We start from the raw sequence: 13,700 nt of genomic DNA, 5'->3' as shown, positions 1-13,700 counted from the left end.
GCGAGTTATTAACAGTCGATCTCGAGATCCAATCCGTGCGCGTCGACGACCTGCTCGAGCGTTTCGACGGCGTCGTCGCTGCATTCGCCGTCGGGCGCGATCGGCTCGCGACCGTCGAAGGTCTCGTGGACCATCGCGACGCTGTCGGCGAGCACGTCGAGCCCGTAGCCGCCTTCGAGAACGAACGCCAGCGCGGCGTCACAGTTGTCGGCGATAGTTCGGAGGCGATCCGTTAGTAGCGCGTACGCCTCCGTCGAGAGCCGAATGCGCGAGATCGGATCGTGGCGGTGCGCGTCGAACCCCGCGCTGACGAGCAGCAGGTCGATATCGTGGGCCTCGAGGGCGGTTGCAATCGGTCCCTCAGCGGCGGCGAGGTAGGCTTCGTCGCCGGTCCCGGCCGGCATCGGGATATTCATCGTCGTTCCGTGCCCGTCACCCTCGCCGATCTCGTCGATCGCACCGGTGCCGGGGTACAGCCCCTTCTCGTGGATCGAGACGAAGAAGACGTCCTCGCGCTCGTAGAAGATGTCCTGCGTGCCGTTGCCGTGGTGGACGTCCCAGTCGACGACGGCGACGCGATCGATGTCGTACTCGTCGTGGTCGAGCGCGTGCTGGGCTGCGACCGCCGCGTTGTTGACGAAGCAAAACCCCATCGCGTCGTCGACAACTGCGTGATGCCCCGGCGGTCGCCCGATCGAAAACGGCGTCTTGCGTCCCGTCGCGCCCTCGAGTGCGGCCTCGACGGCCCAGCAGGCGAGCCCGCTGCTGTGGCGGATCGCGTCCCAGGTTTCCGCGACGGCGGAGGTATCGGGATCCCAGTCGCCGCCGCCGTCGGCGCAGAACTGCTCGACCGACTCGACGTACTCCCGGTCGTGGACGGCGGCGATCGTGTCGATATCGACTGGGTCGGCGTCGACGTACTCGACGCCGTGTTTCTTCTTCAGGCGCTCCCTGATCGCCCGCAGCCGGTCCGGCGTCTCGGGGTGGCGCGACCCAGGATCGTGTTCGAGACAGACCTCGCTGTAACCAAATTGCATCGCGCGGTCACTCGAACAGCGAGAAGTAGGTCTCGATGTCGTCCTCGGTGATGGTTCGCCGATCGGCGTGGTGTGCGAGGATCGCCGCCGACTCGGCGACGTTGTCGGCGTACGCCTCGAGAATGTCGGCGAGGGCGACCCGGGCGTCCATCGAGACGCGGTAGCGGTCGTCGATCTCCAGTCGGGCGATCCGGTCGACCGGCGCGACCGGGAGCTCGAGGTCGTCCTTGTCGACGACCGTCTCGACGCCGAAGTCCTCGGCCATCAGCGTCTTGCGGCCGTCTTCGGTCGCCCGTTCGGCGGCGTCGATGGCCAGCTCGCTCCCGTGTTCTTGAATCCGCGTTGCGAGTTCCTTCGACGCGTCAGCGCTCACCCGAAGATCGCCCGCGTTCCGCCGGATGATCGTATCAACCGGGGCGAACGGGAGTTCGACGTTCATATCATGATAGGCGAAGCTAACTCCCTTAACGCTTTTCCTAGCCGCTCGAGGAGGTTGCTCGGCGGTTCAGAAGACGTCGCTCGCCTCGAGGCGACCGTCGCGGACGACCCCCCGGGCGGTGACCTCCTCGCCGAGGCCGACGTCAGCCTCGGTGGCGACGCTCATGGTCGTCTCGCCGTCGTCTAAGACGACCGGGTCGCCGGCCTGGACGACGACGCCGGTGAACTCGATTTCCTCGCCGTCCGTGGGCTCGTCATCGGCGGGAGTCCCATCGGTATCAGTGTCCGTCGCCGCGTCGTCGCTCGCACTCGAGTCGGTCGGGGTGTCGGTGGCGGCAGCAGCATCATCGGAACCGGAATCGTCGCCGGCGAACGCCGACAGCCCCGCGTTGGCGTCGCCGGCCCCGCCGTCGCCGCCCGCCTCGGCCGCGTCCGAATCGGACTCAAGCACCGTAATCGTCGACTGCCAGCCCGCGGAGGCCTCGAGATCGTCCTGCCAGCCGTCCTGGATCTCGACGTCGCCGAGCGCGACCTCGTCGCCGGGACCGATGTCGATGTCGGCCTTCTCGCCCCAGAGGGCGACGCGGATGTCATCGGTCGCGTCCTGCACGCGGATGTTCCGGACCTGCCCTTCGGAGCCGTCGTCGCGGTCGAAGGTCCGCTTGGGATCCGCGGAGCGAACGACGCCCGCGAGGTCGACCGTCTGGCCGATCTCGACCTCCTCGATCGGCGTGCTCTCCGGGACGTACTCGACGTCTTCGTCGACCTCCTCGACGGTGCCGCGGTTGCCGACGTGAAGCTCGAGGTTGCCGTCCCGCTCCTTGACGTAGCCGTCGACGACCTCGACGGTCGTGCCGGGCTCGAGTTCCGTGGCGAGGTCCGCCTGCTCGTCCCACAGCGTCACGCGCACGCGGCCGGTTTCGTCGCCGACCGCGAGGTTCGAGACCTTCCCCTCGGAGCCGTCGTCGCGGTCGAACGTGCGCACGCTGTCGGTGTCGAGCACGACGCCGACGAGGTTGACGTTCGAGAGACCGAGCGAGAGGTCCTCGACGGTGTGGGTGTCCGACACCTGCACGTCGACTTCGGTGTCCGGATCCGGTTCCACCTCGTCGACGCTGACCTCGACGCCCGAGAACCCCTCTTTCGGACGGCCCTTGACCCGCAGCACCTGGCCCTCCTCGAGTTCCTCGATCGCCGCCTCGGCGTGCTCGTCCCAGAAGGCCGCACGGACGGAACCGGTTTCGTCGGCGACTTCGACGTTGACGACGCGGCCGTCCTCGTCCTCGCCGTCGCGCTCGAAGGTACGAACCTCGCCGATCGAGAGCACCTTCGCGACGAACTTCGCTTCCTCCATCCCGGGTTCGATGTCGGCGACCCCGCCGACCTCGCTCTCGCCGACCTCGTGAGCGACGAGCATCGCCGCCGTCTCCTCGTCCGCGAGTCCCCCCATCTGCTCGACTTTCGCCTCGACGGCCTCGCGAAACTCCTCGAGAGAGACGTCGGCCTCGAGGTCCTCGTACACGCCCTCGATGTCGCTCATTCTATGCTCGTGCATGGGTAGGCCGCGCATAAGCATTGCCCATTCGGTGTGCGGTCCGCCTGCTGACACGGCGGTTCCGTCGGCCGTCGTGACAGCGATATCGGGCGCGAAAATATCGGTCTCGAGGCCGGTTCCTGATTCGACGCCGAGACGATCGCGCGGAATACCGACTCGAGCGCTCCGGGCCTGCTGACGATGGCATACCGCTGCTGGCCGCGCCCCGGTAGATAAACCTGCGGCTCGGCCCTCCCTTCCGCGACTCGAGTCGATCGCCGGCGCGTCGCCGCCGTCGTGTGGGTATCGGTCCCGTGACGGACGAGAGTGCAACCCAGAGCGGGGTACTTTCGAAAGGGCTTTAATGTCGAGGCGGGTACTGAGAGATGAGTCCTGATAGGGTAGTGGACTATCCTCTTGGCTTGCGGAGCCAGGGACCGGAGTTCAAATCTCCGTCAGGACGCTCACTTATCGCAGGCGCTTCGCATTACTCAGCGCCTGCTCTTGCGTTCGGTCCTGACGTGCCTCACGCTCACTTCGTTCGCGTGAGACTCCGTCAGGACGTTTCTGCTGCTACCAAACCGCGAGCGAAGCGAAGCTGATGTCTTCTATATCTAAACCCTCGTCAGGACGTTCTCGAGACGAATTCTGTCGACTGTACGGGAAGGGAAGAAAAGCCTCGAGTCCGATCTTACCGCGCGGAACCCACCGGCGACCGGTCGTCGGCCACCACCGAAAGCAATCGCATAGCCCCCTCGAGGTCGACCGCCTCGATTCGTTCCCGGTGCGGATCGTACTCGAGCAGCCCCGCATCCTCGAGCAGCGGGACGTGAACGTGGACCAGCGAGAGGTAGACGTCCGTGACGGCGTCGGACGGGACGTCGGTGAGCGGCGCCCCGTACGTCCGGCTGACGACGGTGTTGGAGACGTCGCGAAGCGTCATCGAGTTCGTGCTCGCGAGCGCGGCGATCGCGTGGCGACGGTACGGGTGGCTCAGCGCGCGAAAGAGGTGATCGTCCGGTGACACAGTGTGAGACACGAGTGGTCAGTCTAGGCTCCTGACGGGGATGACACCGCCGGTTGTATATACACGGGTATATATAGCCGCTCGCGGCCCGAACTCCGCAGCGCGGGCTCACTCCTCGAGTTTCGGATCGTCGCTCGGCGGCGTCACGGCCAGCGCGTGTCGAATCAGGTTCTCGTAGCCGCGCTGGAGTCGCCGGGACAGCGACTGCTGGCTGATCTCTAGCGAGTCGGCGACATCAGTTAGCGAGACGTCCGTCGAGCGGTAGTACCCCATCTCCCAGGCGGTGACCAGCGCCTCGTGCTGTTTCCTCGTCAGCCCGTACTGGCCACCGCCGCGGGGATGGGCGCGTTCGTACAGCTGCGTGAGCTGGAAGGGGATGTCGTGCTCGTCGCAGTACTCGCGGAACTGGTCGAGCCGATCGCGGTTGTTGAAGCGGATGCTGAGTTCCCACTCGTCGCCCTGCGCCGAGGCCTCGAGGATCGTCGCTCCGACGGTCGCGTACGCGTAGACGATGGACTCGACGTTCTCGGTCCACTCGGCGCGGTACAGCGACGCCCGGTCGACGTCGTCGATGTGTCGGAGGTGTCGAATCGAGGGATCGTCCGCGGCGGCGTCCTCGAACGCAACGCCGTCGTCGCCCGACACCCAGAAGTACGGGGTGAGCACCTCTTCGGTCGCGACGACCCGTTCCGTCTCGACGACGAGTTCGGGCGCGGCCGCGAGCGTCTCGGCGAGCGCGAACGCCTCGGCGGGAACGTGGAATTCGCCGAAGAGACTCATCGTTGGCCTCTCGTTCTCGCTCCGCTCGAGCAGTCGAACGGAGCCATTACACCCCGTCCGATCGCTGCGGAGACTCGAGCGCCGAGGACTGTCGGTCGTGAATCCGCTCCGGCGCCTGCGCTCGCGATCGGATCCGCGTCGTCTCGTCGTCGGCGTCGGAGACCGTGATGGTGATCGGAGTCTCGGAATCGCCGTCCACGCTGACGGTGACGCGATACTCGGCATACGAGAACTCGATCCGTCCGCGCCGCGTCGTCCCGCTCGCCGTCGGTGCGAAAAGCGCCTCGAGCGCTTCGGGATCGACGGCGTCGTACAGCGGCGGCGAGAGATCGACCGGATCGACGTCCGCCGCGTCCGCGATCGCCTGTACGAGCTGGACGGTGAGGGACTCGTCAGCGGCGACGGAATACTGAGTGGGCATACCCCGCCTAGCTACCGACTGCGTAAAAGTATCACTGTCAAAATACATCCATCATTTTCTTTGGCGCATATCGTTCGGACCGACCGTCGGAGCGAGGGTTTCGAGAGCCGAAGCGGACAAAACAGCCAGTAACGACTCTCAAAGACAGAATCCGAAACCTTTGAATCCGTACTGTCTGACGGAACACGCACCCGCATTGGAGTCCGCTCAAGCGCGATTATGTCTATTTTTAGTGCGGTACGATCGGTTTAGATAATTTTTTATAAGAGGATGTTGCCTCTCAGGCAGAGAACCGTATGGGATCGAAACTTCGTGACTCTTCCCGAGGCGACGCCGACGGAGAATCGCTGCTTCGGCGGGACTGCGACGACAACGAACCGATTACGGTCGCCGTTATTGACGCCGTTTCGAGGGTAGCAGGGGTAGCGCCGACCGCCCTGCCGCCGCTGTACGAGACGATCGATCCGGACGCACTCGATGGAGTGTTCGATGCGGGATCGTCGGACGGGGAATCGGTCCGCGTTGCCTTTTCGTACGCCGACCACGAGGTCGTCGTTCAGGGCGGGCCGCGCGTGACCGTGACGGTAACGCCCGACGGGACGTAGCGGGACGACGTCGTCACTCGTTTTGCGGCGCGATCGAGACGGTCGTCTCGTCGACGGCGAGATAGGGCTCGAGATCGCTCGCGTCCTCGAGGACGACGTCGCCGTTGCGCGCGTCGTACTCGAGGACGCCGTGATCGGCGAGTCGCGGCAGGTGATCGTGAATCAGCCCAATTTTCGTGCGCTCGAAGCGGTCGGCATCCGACTCGACACCCGCGTCGTCCTGTCGGCGAGCGTCCGCAAGTCGCTCGGAGAGGGCGTCGATCGTCGTCGTCTCGGTCTCGAGGAGTGCAGCAACCGCACGTCTGCGATCGGTATCGGCGAGGAGGGTAAGCGCCTCGGCAGTGTTCATGGATGGAAATAGTTCAAAACCGATGAGGAAAAGGGCCGCTCCAAAATGATTTGGTATGTCAATAATGGTGTATTAGTCGAGGTGACACAGTAGCAACACGAGCAGTCGAGCAGCGCCGCTCAGCGGGTGGAATCGGTGAGAGGAGTAAGCCCCCTTCTGTTCGGCCCGGCATTCGGCTGAGCGTCCGCGCCGTCCGCGACCCGAAGGGCCGCGGGGCGTTCGGGCTACCACGGCGCGGGCTTGCACCGGTGAGGGTTCGCCGTTCCATCGATCCTCGGCCGTCGCAGTGCGGTCAGTCGCGCCGAGCGCGACCCGCGGGTTCGAACCGCGTCGAACGACCGCACGCGGCGCGCGGCGTCCGCCGCTCGCCTGTCGGCGGCTCTCGCACCGAGGGTGCGAGAAACGCCCGTCCTCTGCGGGTTAGCTCCCCTTCCTCGCGGTCGGGTTCGCGCGCATCATCGGTCGGGCCGAGACGTGTCGTTTCTGTTCCAGAGCCAGCGGTCTCCCGCTCCGGACTTGCGTCCGGTCACCCGCCCGAACTGGTGGGGGGACTTTCCTCGCGCGCGCGTTGCGCGACTCGGAGAGTCGGGCAACGTTGTGTGACCGCGCCGTCGCCGGCGCGGCCACCGCGGCAGCCGGGCTCTCTCTCCGGGTTTCCGTAGGACCTTGGCCGGAATAAGTGCCCCGGTCGATCCGTGGTACGACTCTCGAACGGAATGGAAGCGTTTTAGGAGAACTATCCCCATGTACATCTGTATGTCCCAGCGACAGGGCGTCGACCTCTCCTACGAGGACGGCGCGCGCGCCGTCGAACTCGCGCGCGAAGCCGTCGAATCCTACGTACAACACGGGCAACGAGAACAACCGGGCAGCATGCGGGAAGCCTTCTACGAGCGAACGGGTGCGTTCGTCCGCCTCGAGTCGACGCGCGGCCGGGGGAGCCTGCGCGGCTGCGCCGGCGGCTACCGATCGGGCGACCAACTCGGGCACGTCATCGTCGACGCGGCGATCGAAGCCGCCAGCGAAGACTCCTGCGGCTCCGAGGTCAGCCCCTCGGAGCTGCCGAACCTCACGGTTTCGGTCTGTACGGTCAAGAACGTCGTTCTCACCGACGATCCGCTGGCCGACCTCGAGATCGGCACGCACGGCGTCGCCATCGACGGCGGCGAAGGTGGCTGGCTCTACCCGACCGTGCCGGTCGAAAACGGCTGGAGTCCGCGCGAGTACCTGGATCGAACCTGCCGGAAGGCGAAACTCGCGCCGGGGGCCTGGCAGAACGACGACGTCGTCGTGACGCTGTTCGAGGGGCAGGTCTTCCGCGAGCGCGACGCCGACGGCAGCATCGAAGAACTATAACGGCGGACGCGAGCACGGTCGATACGCGTCCGTAGGGGGTTGGGGCCTATCGATTCGCTGTTTCTGCGCGAGTACGAGCGGCGCATCGGAATTCGCGAGCGAGTCCTGTGTCCGCGATCGACCGCCGACAGCCGGCTCGAGTTCGAGTCGCCGCGGCACCGAAGCGGGATCGACGCCCGCGCCGACGGCGCTGGGGGAGTCTATTCCGAGCCGAATCCGACCGCCTCGGCGTCCTCGAGGCAGCGTTCGCTGGCGTCCGCGAGGTCGAACTCCCGAACGATCTCGCCGTCGCGGACGAGCGGCTCGAGCAGCGCCTCGCCCTCGTCGGGGCCGTCGCGGTCGGCGAGGGCGACGTGGTGGCCGCCGTCGGGCGTACGATAGACCTCTTTGACGCCCGAAAGCTTGCCGCGCTTGGAGATCGGTTGGCCGTCGTCGCCGGACTGCGTCCGGCTGCTCGAGGGATCTTCCGATCCCTCGCTGATTTCGACGATGTCGAGGCTGAAATCCACCGAGTCGGCGCCGGTGATGTGGCTGCCGACGCCGAACCCGTCGGCGACGTCGCGCAGATTTCGGATCGCCTCGGGATCGAGCCCGCCGCTGCAGAAGATGTCGACATCCTCGTGGCCGCGCGCGTCGAGTTCCCAGCGGACCTCGCGGATGATGTGGCGGAAGTCGCCGCGTCGGGAGCCGGTGGTGTCGATGCGGACGCCGTCGAGATCGTCGCCGAGCGTCTCGGCGGCCAGCAGGCTCTCGCTTTTCTCGTCCCAGAAGGTGTCGACCAGCGCGATGCGGGGGACGTCCTCGGGGACGGCCTCGTCGAAGGCCGTCCAGGCCTCGGCCTGGTTCCCCTCGCCGAAGCAGAACATCAGGGCGTGGGGCATCGTGCCGCTCGCCTCCCGGTCGAGGATCTCGCCCGCGGCGACGTGGGAGAAGCCGTCGAGCCCGGCGAGCAGGGCGGCCCGTTCGACCGTCGCGGCGATCGAGGGGTGGACGTGGCGCGCGCCGAAGGAGAGCACGAGCGAGTCGGGCGCGGCCAGACGCGCCTCGAGCGCGGCCGTCGCGAAGCCGCTGGGCTGGGAGAGGAAGCCCAACAGGGAGGTCTCGAGTTCGGCGAACTCGAGGTACGGCCCCTCGATCCGCAGGACCGGGCCGCCGTCGAACAGCTGGCCGTCCGGCAGCGCGTCGACGTCGACACTGCGCCCCTCGAACAGCGTCGCGACGTCTTTCACGCCGGTGAAGACGTCGAACTCGCCGGTCGGAAACTGGTCGGCGGTCACTTCGGCGACGACGGTCGGGTTCTTGTCCGCGTGCTCGAGCGTCGCCCGGGTGCGCTCGAAGTAGGCGTCGGTTGCGGTCCCCTCGAGAATCGCCTCCGAGGGGACGGTGCCGAACGGGTTTGACATATCGGCGACTTTTCGCGGGACGCAAAAAAGCTACCCGTCTGCGGGCGCTGCAGGTCCTGAACGGAGCACAGGAAAGCGCAAGCGGCTCAGACCGATCACGCCGGTGCCGGCGAGGAGCACGCTGATCCGGCGCCGGAAGCGCCCGCAACGGCAACCGACGGCGTCGCTTCGGCGCGGGGCGCGTGGATTTCCTCGAGCGTGTCGACCGTCGGCGCGCCGACGATTTCGACGGTGTCGCCGGTCACAGTAAGGCGGTACGCGCCGGCGAACGGTTCGTCGTCGGGAATCCGGTAGACGTCGCCGGCGGTCGCCGCGTCGGCGTCGACCCGGTCGCCGCCGTGGGTCTCGAGCAGCGATCGGTAGGCGGTCGCGAACTCGTCGGCGTCGGCCTCGCTCTCCCAGGCGAGGCGCCAGACGTGGCCGGTCCGGTTCTCGTCGGCCGCGTCCTGATAGACGTGGAACGTGTCGCCGGCCCAGCCCGCGGTCGCGGGGGCGGAGTAATTGTACGGCGACCGGTCGGTCGCCCCCTGCGTGAGCGGTCGGTCGACGACGCCGTCGGCCCAGAGGGTCGCGAACAGGGTCGCTTCGCCGACCGTTTCGGCACGGGGGTCGCCGCCGTCACCGTCGCCGTCACCCCCGCTGTCGCCGTCGCCGCCACCCTCGAGAACCGGCTCCCACGCGTCGCTCGAGCGGTCCTCGATTTCGACGTCGACGGGTTCGACGTCGGGGTAGTGGTCGGGGTGAATCAACTGCGTCGTGCTCGCGGGTCGCCGGTCGTGGGCGCGGTCGACGGCGGCCCACCCGTCGCGCTCGTACAGCGCGTCGACGAACGCCGGACCTTCCGAGTATGGCGCGTAGATCGAGAGGTAGAGACCGACGTTGTACGGGCGCTGCTCGAGGGTGGTTCTGACCGCGTCGTCGCTCGAGGCGTCGACAGTGGCATCGCCGTCGGTTTCGTTCGCCGCGTCCGCGTCGGCGGTCGCCGCCCCGGGCCGGGAGAGACACTGCCACTCCGCGCCGCAGCGCTCGGCGTACAACTGCGGTACGTAGCTCGCCTCGCCCTCGATCAGTCCGGTTTCGGCGCGCTGCTCGTCGAGCGTCTCGCCGCGGCGCTCGAGGCCGAACCGCTGGTCCTGCAGCGCGTGGACCAACTCGTGGACCAGCGTGCGCCGATCGATCCGGATCTCGTCGCTGTCGTCGGTGACGATGACGATCCGATCGTCGACGTAGTAGCCCTGCACGGAGGTCCCGTAGAGGTCGTCCATCGCCCGGTTGACGTCCGTCTCCCCGTCGACGACGAACGCGCCGCGCCAGAGTTCGTTCCGGAAGGCGGACGCCGGGCCGCCGCCGGACCGCTGCTCCCGGAACTCCGACCGGTCGATCACCTCGAGTTCCACGTCGTGCTCGTACTTGAGGCCGCGGAGCACCTCGATCCGCGCCATCGAGCGGTACTTGAGGTCGCGAAGCTCCGATTCGGTGAGTCCGTCGCTGGCGTTGAAAGCGAACTCGTCGTCGGGGGAGTAGTCGCCGAGATCGCCGGGGTCGCGGTCGGCGTCGAACTCGTCCGGCGAACTCGGCACCGTACAGCCCGCCAGCAGGACGAGCGCGACGACGGCGATCAGTCGTAGCTTCAGCCCGCCTCCGGGTCGGACGCGTCCCATTGCCGGCTTATTCGCGAGCGGGTGCAAAGTCCCGTCGGTCGCCCGACGGCACCGGGTCCGCGACGCTGCCAGCGGTCGCGATCGCGCTGCGGCCGCGGAGGGTGGTTATCGAGACGCCGATCACGAGCAAGAGACTAGCAGCGAGCGCGAGCAGTGCCGGCGCCGCACCGATCCGACCGAATGCGGCGAGGACGCCGCCGTCGCGATCCGCGTTCGTTTCGGCGCTCGCGGGTTCGGCTGTGTTTTCGTCCCCGGTATCACCGAACGCGAGCGTATCCTCCCCGCTCGGGGCGGCATCCGCCTCGAGCGCGTCGAGGTCGTCGACCGACGGCGCGCGGACGATCGTCACGGTCTCGCCGTCGCGGTCGACGTAGTAGGCGCCGGGGTAGTCGGCCCCGTCGATCGCGTAGGTGTTCCGTCGATCATCGACCGGCTCGGCGCCGTACCCCTCGAGCAACTCGAGGTAGGCGTCCGCGAACTCCCGGCTATCGTCGCTCGAGAGCCACTCGGTCCGCCAGACGTAGCCGGCGTGGTCGACGGCGTCCATCGTCGCGTTCGCGTCCACGTCCCGGCTTTCGTTGACGTAGGTGACCAGCGTGTCGCCGGCCCAGCCGTCCGTCTGGGGCTGGTCGTACTCGTAGCCGGGCTCGCCCGACTCGAGGAGCGCGTTCCGGCCGATCACCGACGGCTCGCCGGACTCGAACGCCCCGCCGGCGAACATTGCGACCATCCCGGCCTCGCCGACGGTCTCGGTCGCGGGTTCGCCGTCCACCTGATACTGCGTCCAGTCGTCGTTCGACCGGTCCGGCACGTCGACGCCGGCCGGTTCGCGCTCCGAGCCGGGGTGGATCACCGCCGAACTGGTTGTCGGCGGATCGTCGTAGGCGCCGTTGAGCCGCTCCCAGCCGCCCTGCTCGTAGAGGTAGTCGACGTACTCCGGCCCCTCGTCGTAGGGGAGGTAGATGCTGAGGTAGAGCCCCCAGTTCGGATCGAGCGCGCCGTCGCCGCTCGAGCCCGTTTGCCCGCCGTTCGCGGGGAGCACGCAGTCCCACTCGTCGCCGCACTCGCGCTCGTACCGGGATTCGATCCACGAGGCGTCGCCCTCGATGAGGCCGTTCTTGGCGTTGTCCTCGTCGATGGTCGGCCGCTCGTAGCTCGTCAGATCGAACCGCTGGTCCTGCAGCGCGTGGACCAGTTCGTGGCCCAGCACGACCTCGTTCAGCTCCGGCGTGTCGGGCGTGTTGGAGACGATCACGATCCGGTCCTCGGTCGGTTCGTAGTAGCCGCCGACGGAATCGCCGTAGAGCGCCTCGGCTTCGTCGATCGCGTCGGTGTCCCGATCGACCGTAAAGAGCGCCTCGTAGTTGACGTTCTCCTGCAGGCGCCGCTCGGCCGTCACGTTGACGAATAAGTCGTCGTTGTTTGCCTGAAACTCCGCCCGGGAGACCACGTCGACGGGCACCTCCTCGTCGAAGGTCGCGTTCCGCAGCCGCTCGACGCGGGCCATCGAGCGGTAGACGGCCGGCTCGAGTTCGCCCTCCTCGAGGGCGGCGTCGCTACGGTTGTCGGCGGGGAGGGAGTCATCGTACCAGTAGCCCTCGACGTAGCCGATCGTCTCGTTCGTCGAGGGATCGTCGGGGCGGTCGTCGGCGGCGGCAGACGTCTCGTTGCGGTCGCTGTCGGTCGAATTAGCGGGGGTGTCGTCCGATAGCGGACCGAAAACGCCGAGTCCGACTCCGAGTCCGACTCCGACGACCGTCAGGAGGACAAGCGCGACGACGACCGCGACGGCGGCGCGCGTTCGCGTTGATTTCATTCGAACTGAATGGAAGACCGTACGGAAGCACCCGCAAAAAGCACGGCGGTCGGCGGGCCGGCTCCCAGGGTGCGTCGCGCCGGCTGCGGTTCCGGGACGGTCAGCCGCCCCGCTGGTCGCACTCGCACGAACGTTTTTACCGCCTCCTTCGTAGGTTGACACATGAGCGTCGAACTCGAGCCAGAGCGCACCGCGATCGTGGTCGTGGACATGCAAAACGGCTTCTGCCATCCCGACGGCTCGCTGTACGCGCCGGGCAGCGAACGGGCCATCGAACCGATCGCCGCCCTCGTCGAGCGCGCTCGCGAGGCCGGCGCCTCCCTGCTGTTCACGCGGGACGTCCACCCGCCCGAACAGTTCGAGGACGCCCACTACTACGACGAGTTCGAACAGTGGGGCGAACACGTCCTCGAGGGGTCGTGGGACGCCGAAATCGTCGACGAACTGCCGGTCGAGGCCGCCGACAACGTCGTCGAGAAACACACCTACGACGCCTTCTACAACACGGAGCTCGAGGGGTGGCTGAACGCCCGCGGGATCGACGACCTCGTGATCTGTGGCACGCTCGCGAACGTCTGCGTGCTCCACACGGGCGGCAGCGCCGGGCTTCTCGATTTCCGACCGATCCTCGTCGAGGACTGTATCGGCGCGATCGAGGACGACCACAAGGAGTACGCCCTGGAGCACGCCGAGTGGCTGTTCGGTGAGGTTGTTGAGGGTGACGACCTCGAGTTCGCGTAAGACTGTCTCGCTGAGACGGGAGGATTTTTACCGGTACCTCCGAAGGGAGGCGTATGTGCCGAAATCTGATAGAGGGGACCGACCGCGCGGCGAGTGATCGCGCATGAACCAGCGGCACCTCCGCTGGCTCTACGTCGTCGGCATCGCGTTCAACCTCGTCGCGATGGCGAGTGCAGCCTCGACCGGTGCGATGCTGTACGCCGTCACCTTCGGCCTCGTGACGGTCTATCTGGGAGCGCGGTACTGGATGATCGCACGATCCTGAGTGCAGGCGCTCGAGCAGTCAGGAACAGAGGCTTATTTGAACGGCGAACCAGTACAGCCCGGCGCGTATCGGCCGCGAACGGGATGCGGCGCGTATGGAACCGGGTGCCGTTCCGCCGTACGTCGACGTCGTCATCTACCTCTACTTCGCGACGGTCGCAACGATCGGCCGTTACCTCCACGGTCGGCTCTGGTTCGGCGCTCGCAGTGCGGCCGGCCGGTCCGACGACGGCTCGGTCTCAGGACAAAATTCGTAGACCGCCGTCCC

At 67.1% G+C, this 13,700-nt stretch carries 15 protein-coding genes, 1 tRNA gene and 1 other RNA gene; 6 read left to right on the top strand and 11 right to left on the bottom strand.

From position 1 onward, the window contains the following. Positions 1-8 precede the first annotated feature (8 nt). The 3 genes from HALXA_RS05415 to HALXA_RS05405 all read right to left on the bottom strand — a co-directional run bounded on the left by HALXA_RS05415 (position 9) and on the right by HALXA_RS05405 (position 3,015). Positions 9-1,037 carry a histone deacetylase family protein gene (locus HALXA_RS05415; protein WP_013879306.1) on the bottom strand — a complete coding sequence of 343 codons (1,029 nt, stop codon included), beginning with the start codon at positions 1,035-1,037 and terminating at the stop codon, positions 9-11. 7 nt (positions 1,038-1,044) lie between these two features. After that, on the bottom strand, positions 1,045-1,476 hold the full coding sequence (locus HALXA_RS05410) for a histone (RefSeq protein WP_013879305.1): 432 nt from the start codon (positions 1,474-1,476) through the stop codon (positions 1,045-1,047). 66 nt (positions 1,477-1,542) lie between these two features. Beyond that, positions 1,543-3,015, bottom strand: a complete 1,473-nt coding sequence (locus HALXA_RS05405) for a single-stranded DNA binding protein (protein WP_049895195.1) — start codon at positions 3,013-3,015, stop codon at positions 1,543-1,545. A 384-nt stretch (positions 3,016-3,399) separates the two neighbouring features. Here HALXA_RS05405 and HALXA_RS05400 point away from each other — a divergent pair. After that, positions 3,400-3,472: transfer RNA gene (locus HALXA_RS05400), tRNA-Arg, on the top strand. A gap of 228 nt (positions 3,473-3,700) precedes the next feature. Here the strand turns inward: HALXA_RS05400 and HALXA_RS05395 are convergent. From HALXA_RS05395 to HALXA_RS22750, 3 genes are all read right to left on the bottom strand, one after another. Next, complete coding sequence (locus HALXA_RS05395; protein WP_171814660.1) at positions 3,701-4,048, bottom strand: DUF7344 domain-containing protein; 348 nt, start codon at positions 4,046-4,048, stop codon at positions 3,701-3,703. Positions 4,049-4,144: 96 nt separating this feature from the next. Further along, positions 4,145-4,816: a helix-turn-helix domain-containing protein gene (locus tag HALXA_RS05390; protein WP_013879302.1), complete on the bottom strand. Its 672-nt coding sequence runs from the start codon at positions 4,814-4,816 to the stop codon at positions 4,145-4,147. Positions 4,817-4,862: 46 nt separating this feature from the next. After that, entirely contained in the window at positions 4,863-5,237 is a 375-nt protein-coding gene (locus HALXA_RS22750) for a HalOD1 output domain-containing protein (protein WP_013879301.1), read from the bottom strand. Between the two features lie 296 nt (positions 5,238-5,533). Between HALXA_RS22750 and HALXA_RS05380 the strand changes: the two genes are divergently transcribed. Continuing rightward, the gene (locus tag HALXA_RS05380) at positions 5,534-5,842 is read left to right on the top strand and encodes a HalOD1 output domain-containing protein (protein ID WP_013879300.1); all 309 of its coding nucleotides are present in this window, start codon (positions 5,534-5,536) and stop codon (positions 5,840-5,842) included. A 13-nt stretch (positions 5,843-5,855) separates the two neighbouring features. Here the strand turns inward: HALXA_RS05380 and HALXA_RS05375 are convergent, their stop codons facing one another. Then, complete coding sequence (locus HALXA_RS05375) at positions 5,856-6,191, bottom strand: DUF7344 domain-containing protein (RefSeq protein ID WP_013879299.1); 336 nt, start codon at positions 6,189-6,191, stop codon at positions 5,856-5,858. Positions 6,192-6,324: 133 nt separating this feature from the next. Continuing rightward, an RNA gene (gene rnpB / locus HALXA_RS17805) (RNase P RNA component) lies at positions 6,325-6,842 on the bottom strand. Between the two features lie 105 nt (positions 6,843-6,947). On the opposite strand from rnpB, the gene HALXA_RS05370 reads away from it, so the two are divergent. Next, positions 6,948-7,547 carry a TIGR00296 family protein gene (locus HALXA_RS05370; protein ID WP_049895416.1) on the top strand — a complete coding sequence of 200 codons (600 nt, stop codon included), beginning with the start codon at positions 6,948-6,950 and terminating at the stop codon, positions 7,545-7,547. A gap of 200 nt (positions 7,548-7,747) precedes the next feature. On the opposite strand, the gene HALXA_RS05365 is transcribed toward HALXA_RS05370, so the two are convergent. From HALXA_RS05365 to HALXA_RS05355, 3 genes are all read right to left on the bottom strand, one after another. Then, positions 7,748-8,950 (bottom strand): nicotinate phosphoribosyltransferase, encoded by a 1,203-nt coding sequence (locus HALXA_RS05365; RefSeq protein ID WP_013879297.1) that lies wholly within the window; start codon positions 8,948-8,950, stop codon positions 7,748-7,750. A gap of 95 nt (positions 8,951-9,045) precedes the next feature. Further along, positions 9,046-10,611: an Hvo_1808 family surface protein gene (locus tag HALXA_RS05360; protein WP_013879296.1), complete on the bottom strand. Its 1,566-nt coding sequence runs from the start codon at positions 10,609-10,611 to the stop codon at positions 9,046-9,048. 7 nt (positions 10,612-10,618) lie between these two features. Beyond that, positions 10,619-12,427 carry an Hvo_1808 family surface protein gene (locus HALXA_RS05355; RefSeq protein WP_013879295.1) on the bottom strand — a complete coding sequence of 603 codons (1,809 nt, stop codon included), beginning with the start codon at positions 12,425-12,427 and terminating at the stop codon, positions 10,619-10,621. 162 nt (positions 12,428-12,589) lie between these two features. Here HALXA_RS05355 and HALXA_RS05350 point away from each other — a divergent pair, with 162 nt between their 5' ends. The 3 genes from HALXA_RS05350 to HALXA_RS21975 all read left to right on the top strand — a co-directional run bounded on the left by HALXA_RS05350 (position 12,590) and on the right by HALXA_RS21975 (position 13,689). Beyond that, the gene (locus HALXA_RS05350) at positions 12,590-13,168 is read left to right on the top strand and encodes a cysteine hydrolase family protein (RefSeq protein ID WP_013879294.1); all 579 of its coding nucleotides are present in this window, start codon (positions 12,590-12,592) and stop codon (positions 13,166-13,168) included. A gap of 103 nt (positions 13,169-13,271) precedes the next feature. Next, positions 13,272-13,433: a hypothetical protein gene (locus tag HALXA_RS21980; protein ID WP_013879293.1), complete on the top strand. Its 162-nt coding sequence runs from the start codon at positions 13,272-13,274 to the stop codon at positions 13,431-13,433. Positions 13,434-13,527: 94 nt separating this feature from the next. Further along, entirely contained in the window at positions 13,528-13,689 is a 162-nt protein-coding gene (locus HALXA_RS21975) for a hypothetical protein (protein WP_013879292.1), read from the top strand. Positions 13,690-13,700: the final 11 nt, after the last annotated feature.

This window comes from Halopiger xanaduensis SH-6 (assembly GCF_000217715.1).
GTDB classification, from domain to species: domain Archaea; phylum Halobacteriota; class Halobacteria; order Halobacteriales; family Natrialbaceae; genus Halopiger; species Halopiger xanaduensis.
Note: the sequence above shows the minus strand (reverse complement) of the source record. Positions and strands in the feature narration are given on the sequence as shown.

Bases quoted from the DNA above. Each gene is read 5' to 3' on its own strand.
- HALXA_RS05415 (WP_013879306.1), bottom strand. From the start codon at position 1,037: ATGCAATTTGGTTACAGCGAGGTCTGTCTCGAACACGATCCTGGGTCG.
- HALXA_RS05410 (WP_013879305.1), bottom strand. From the start codon at position 1,476: ATGAACGTCGAACTCCCGTTCGCCCCGGTTGATACGATCATCCGGCGG.
- HALXA_RS05405 (WP_049895195.1), bottom strand. From the start codon at position 3,015: ATGAGCGACATCGAGGGCGTGTACGAGGACCTCGAGGCCGACGTCTCT.
- HALXA_RS05390 (WP_013879302.1), bottom strand. From the start codon at position 4,816: ATGAGTCTCTTCGGCGAATTCCACGTTCCCGCCGAGGCGTTCGCGCTC.
- HALXA_RS22750 (WP_013879301.1), bottom strand. From the start codon at position 5,237: ATGCCCACTCAGTATTCCGTCGCCGCTGACGAGTCCCTCACCGTCCAG.
- HALXA_RS05380 (WP_013879300.1), top strand. From the start codon at position 5,534: ATGGGATCGAAACTTCGTGACTCTTCCCGAGGCGACGCCGACGGAGAA.
- HALXA_RS05375 (WP_013879299.1), bottom strand. From the start codon at position 6,191: ATGAACACTGCCGAGGCGCTTACCCTCCTCGCCGATACCGATCGCAGA.
- HALXA_RS05370 (WP_049895416.1), top strand. From the start codon at position 6,948: ATGTCCCAGCGACAGGGCGTCGACCTCTCCTACGAGGACGGCGCGCGC.
- HALXA_RS05365 (WP_013879297.1), bottom strand. From the start codon at position 8,950: ATGTCAAACCCGTTCGGCACCGTCCCCTCGGAGGCGATTCTCGAGGGG.
- HALXA_RS05360 (WP_013879296.1), bottom strand. From the start codon at position 10,611: ATGGGACGCGTCCGACCCGGAGGCGGGCTGAAGCTACGACTGATCGCC.
- HALXA_RS05355 (WP_013879295.1), bottom strand. From the start codon at position 12,427: ATGAAATCAACGCGAACGCGCGCCGCCGTCGCGGTCGTCGTCGCGCTT.
- HALXA_RS05350 (WP_013879294.1), top strand. From the start codon at position 12,590: ATGAGCGTCGAACTCGAGCCAGAGCGCACCGCGATCGTGGTCGTGGAC.
- HALXA_RS21980 (WP_013879293.1), top strand. From the start codon at position 13,272: ATGAACCAGCGGCACCTCCGCTGGCTCTACGTCGTCGGCATCGCGTTC.
- HALXA_RS21975 (WP_013879292.1), top strand. From the start codon at position 13,528: ATGGAACCGGGTGCCGTTCCGCCGTACGTCGACGTCGTCATCTACCTC.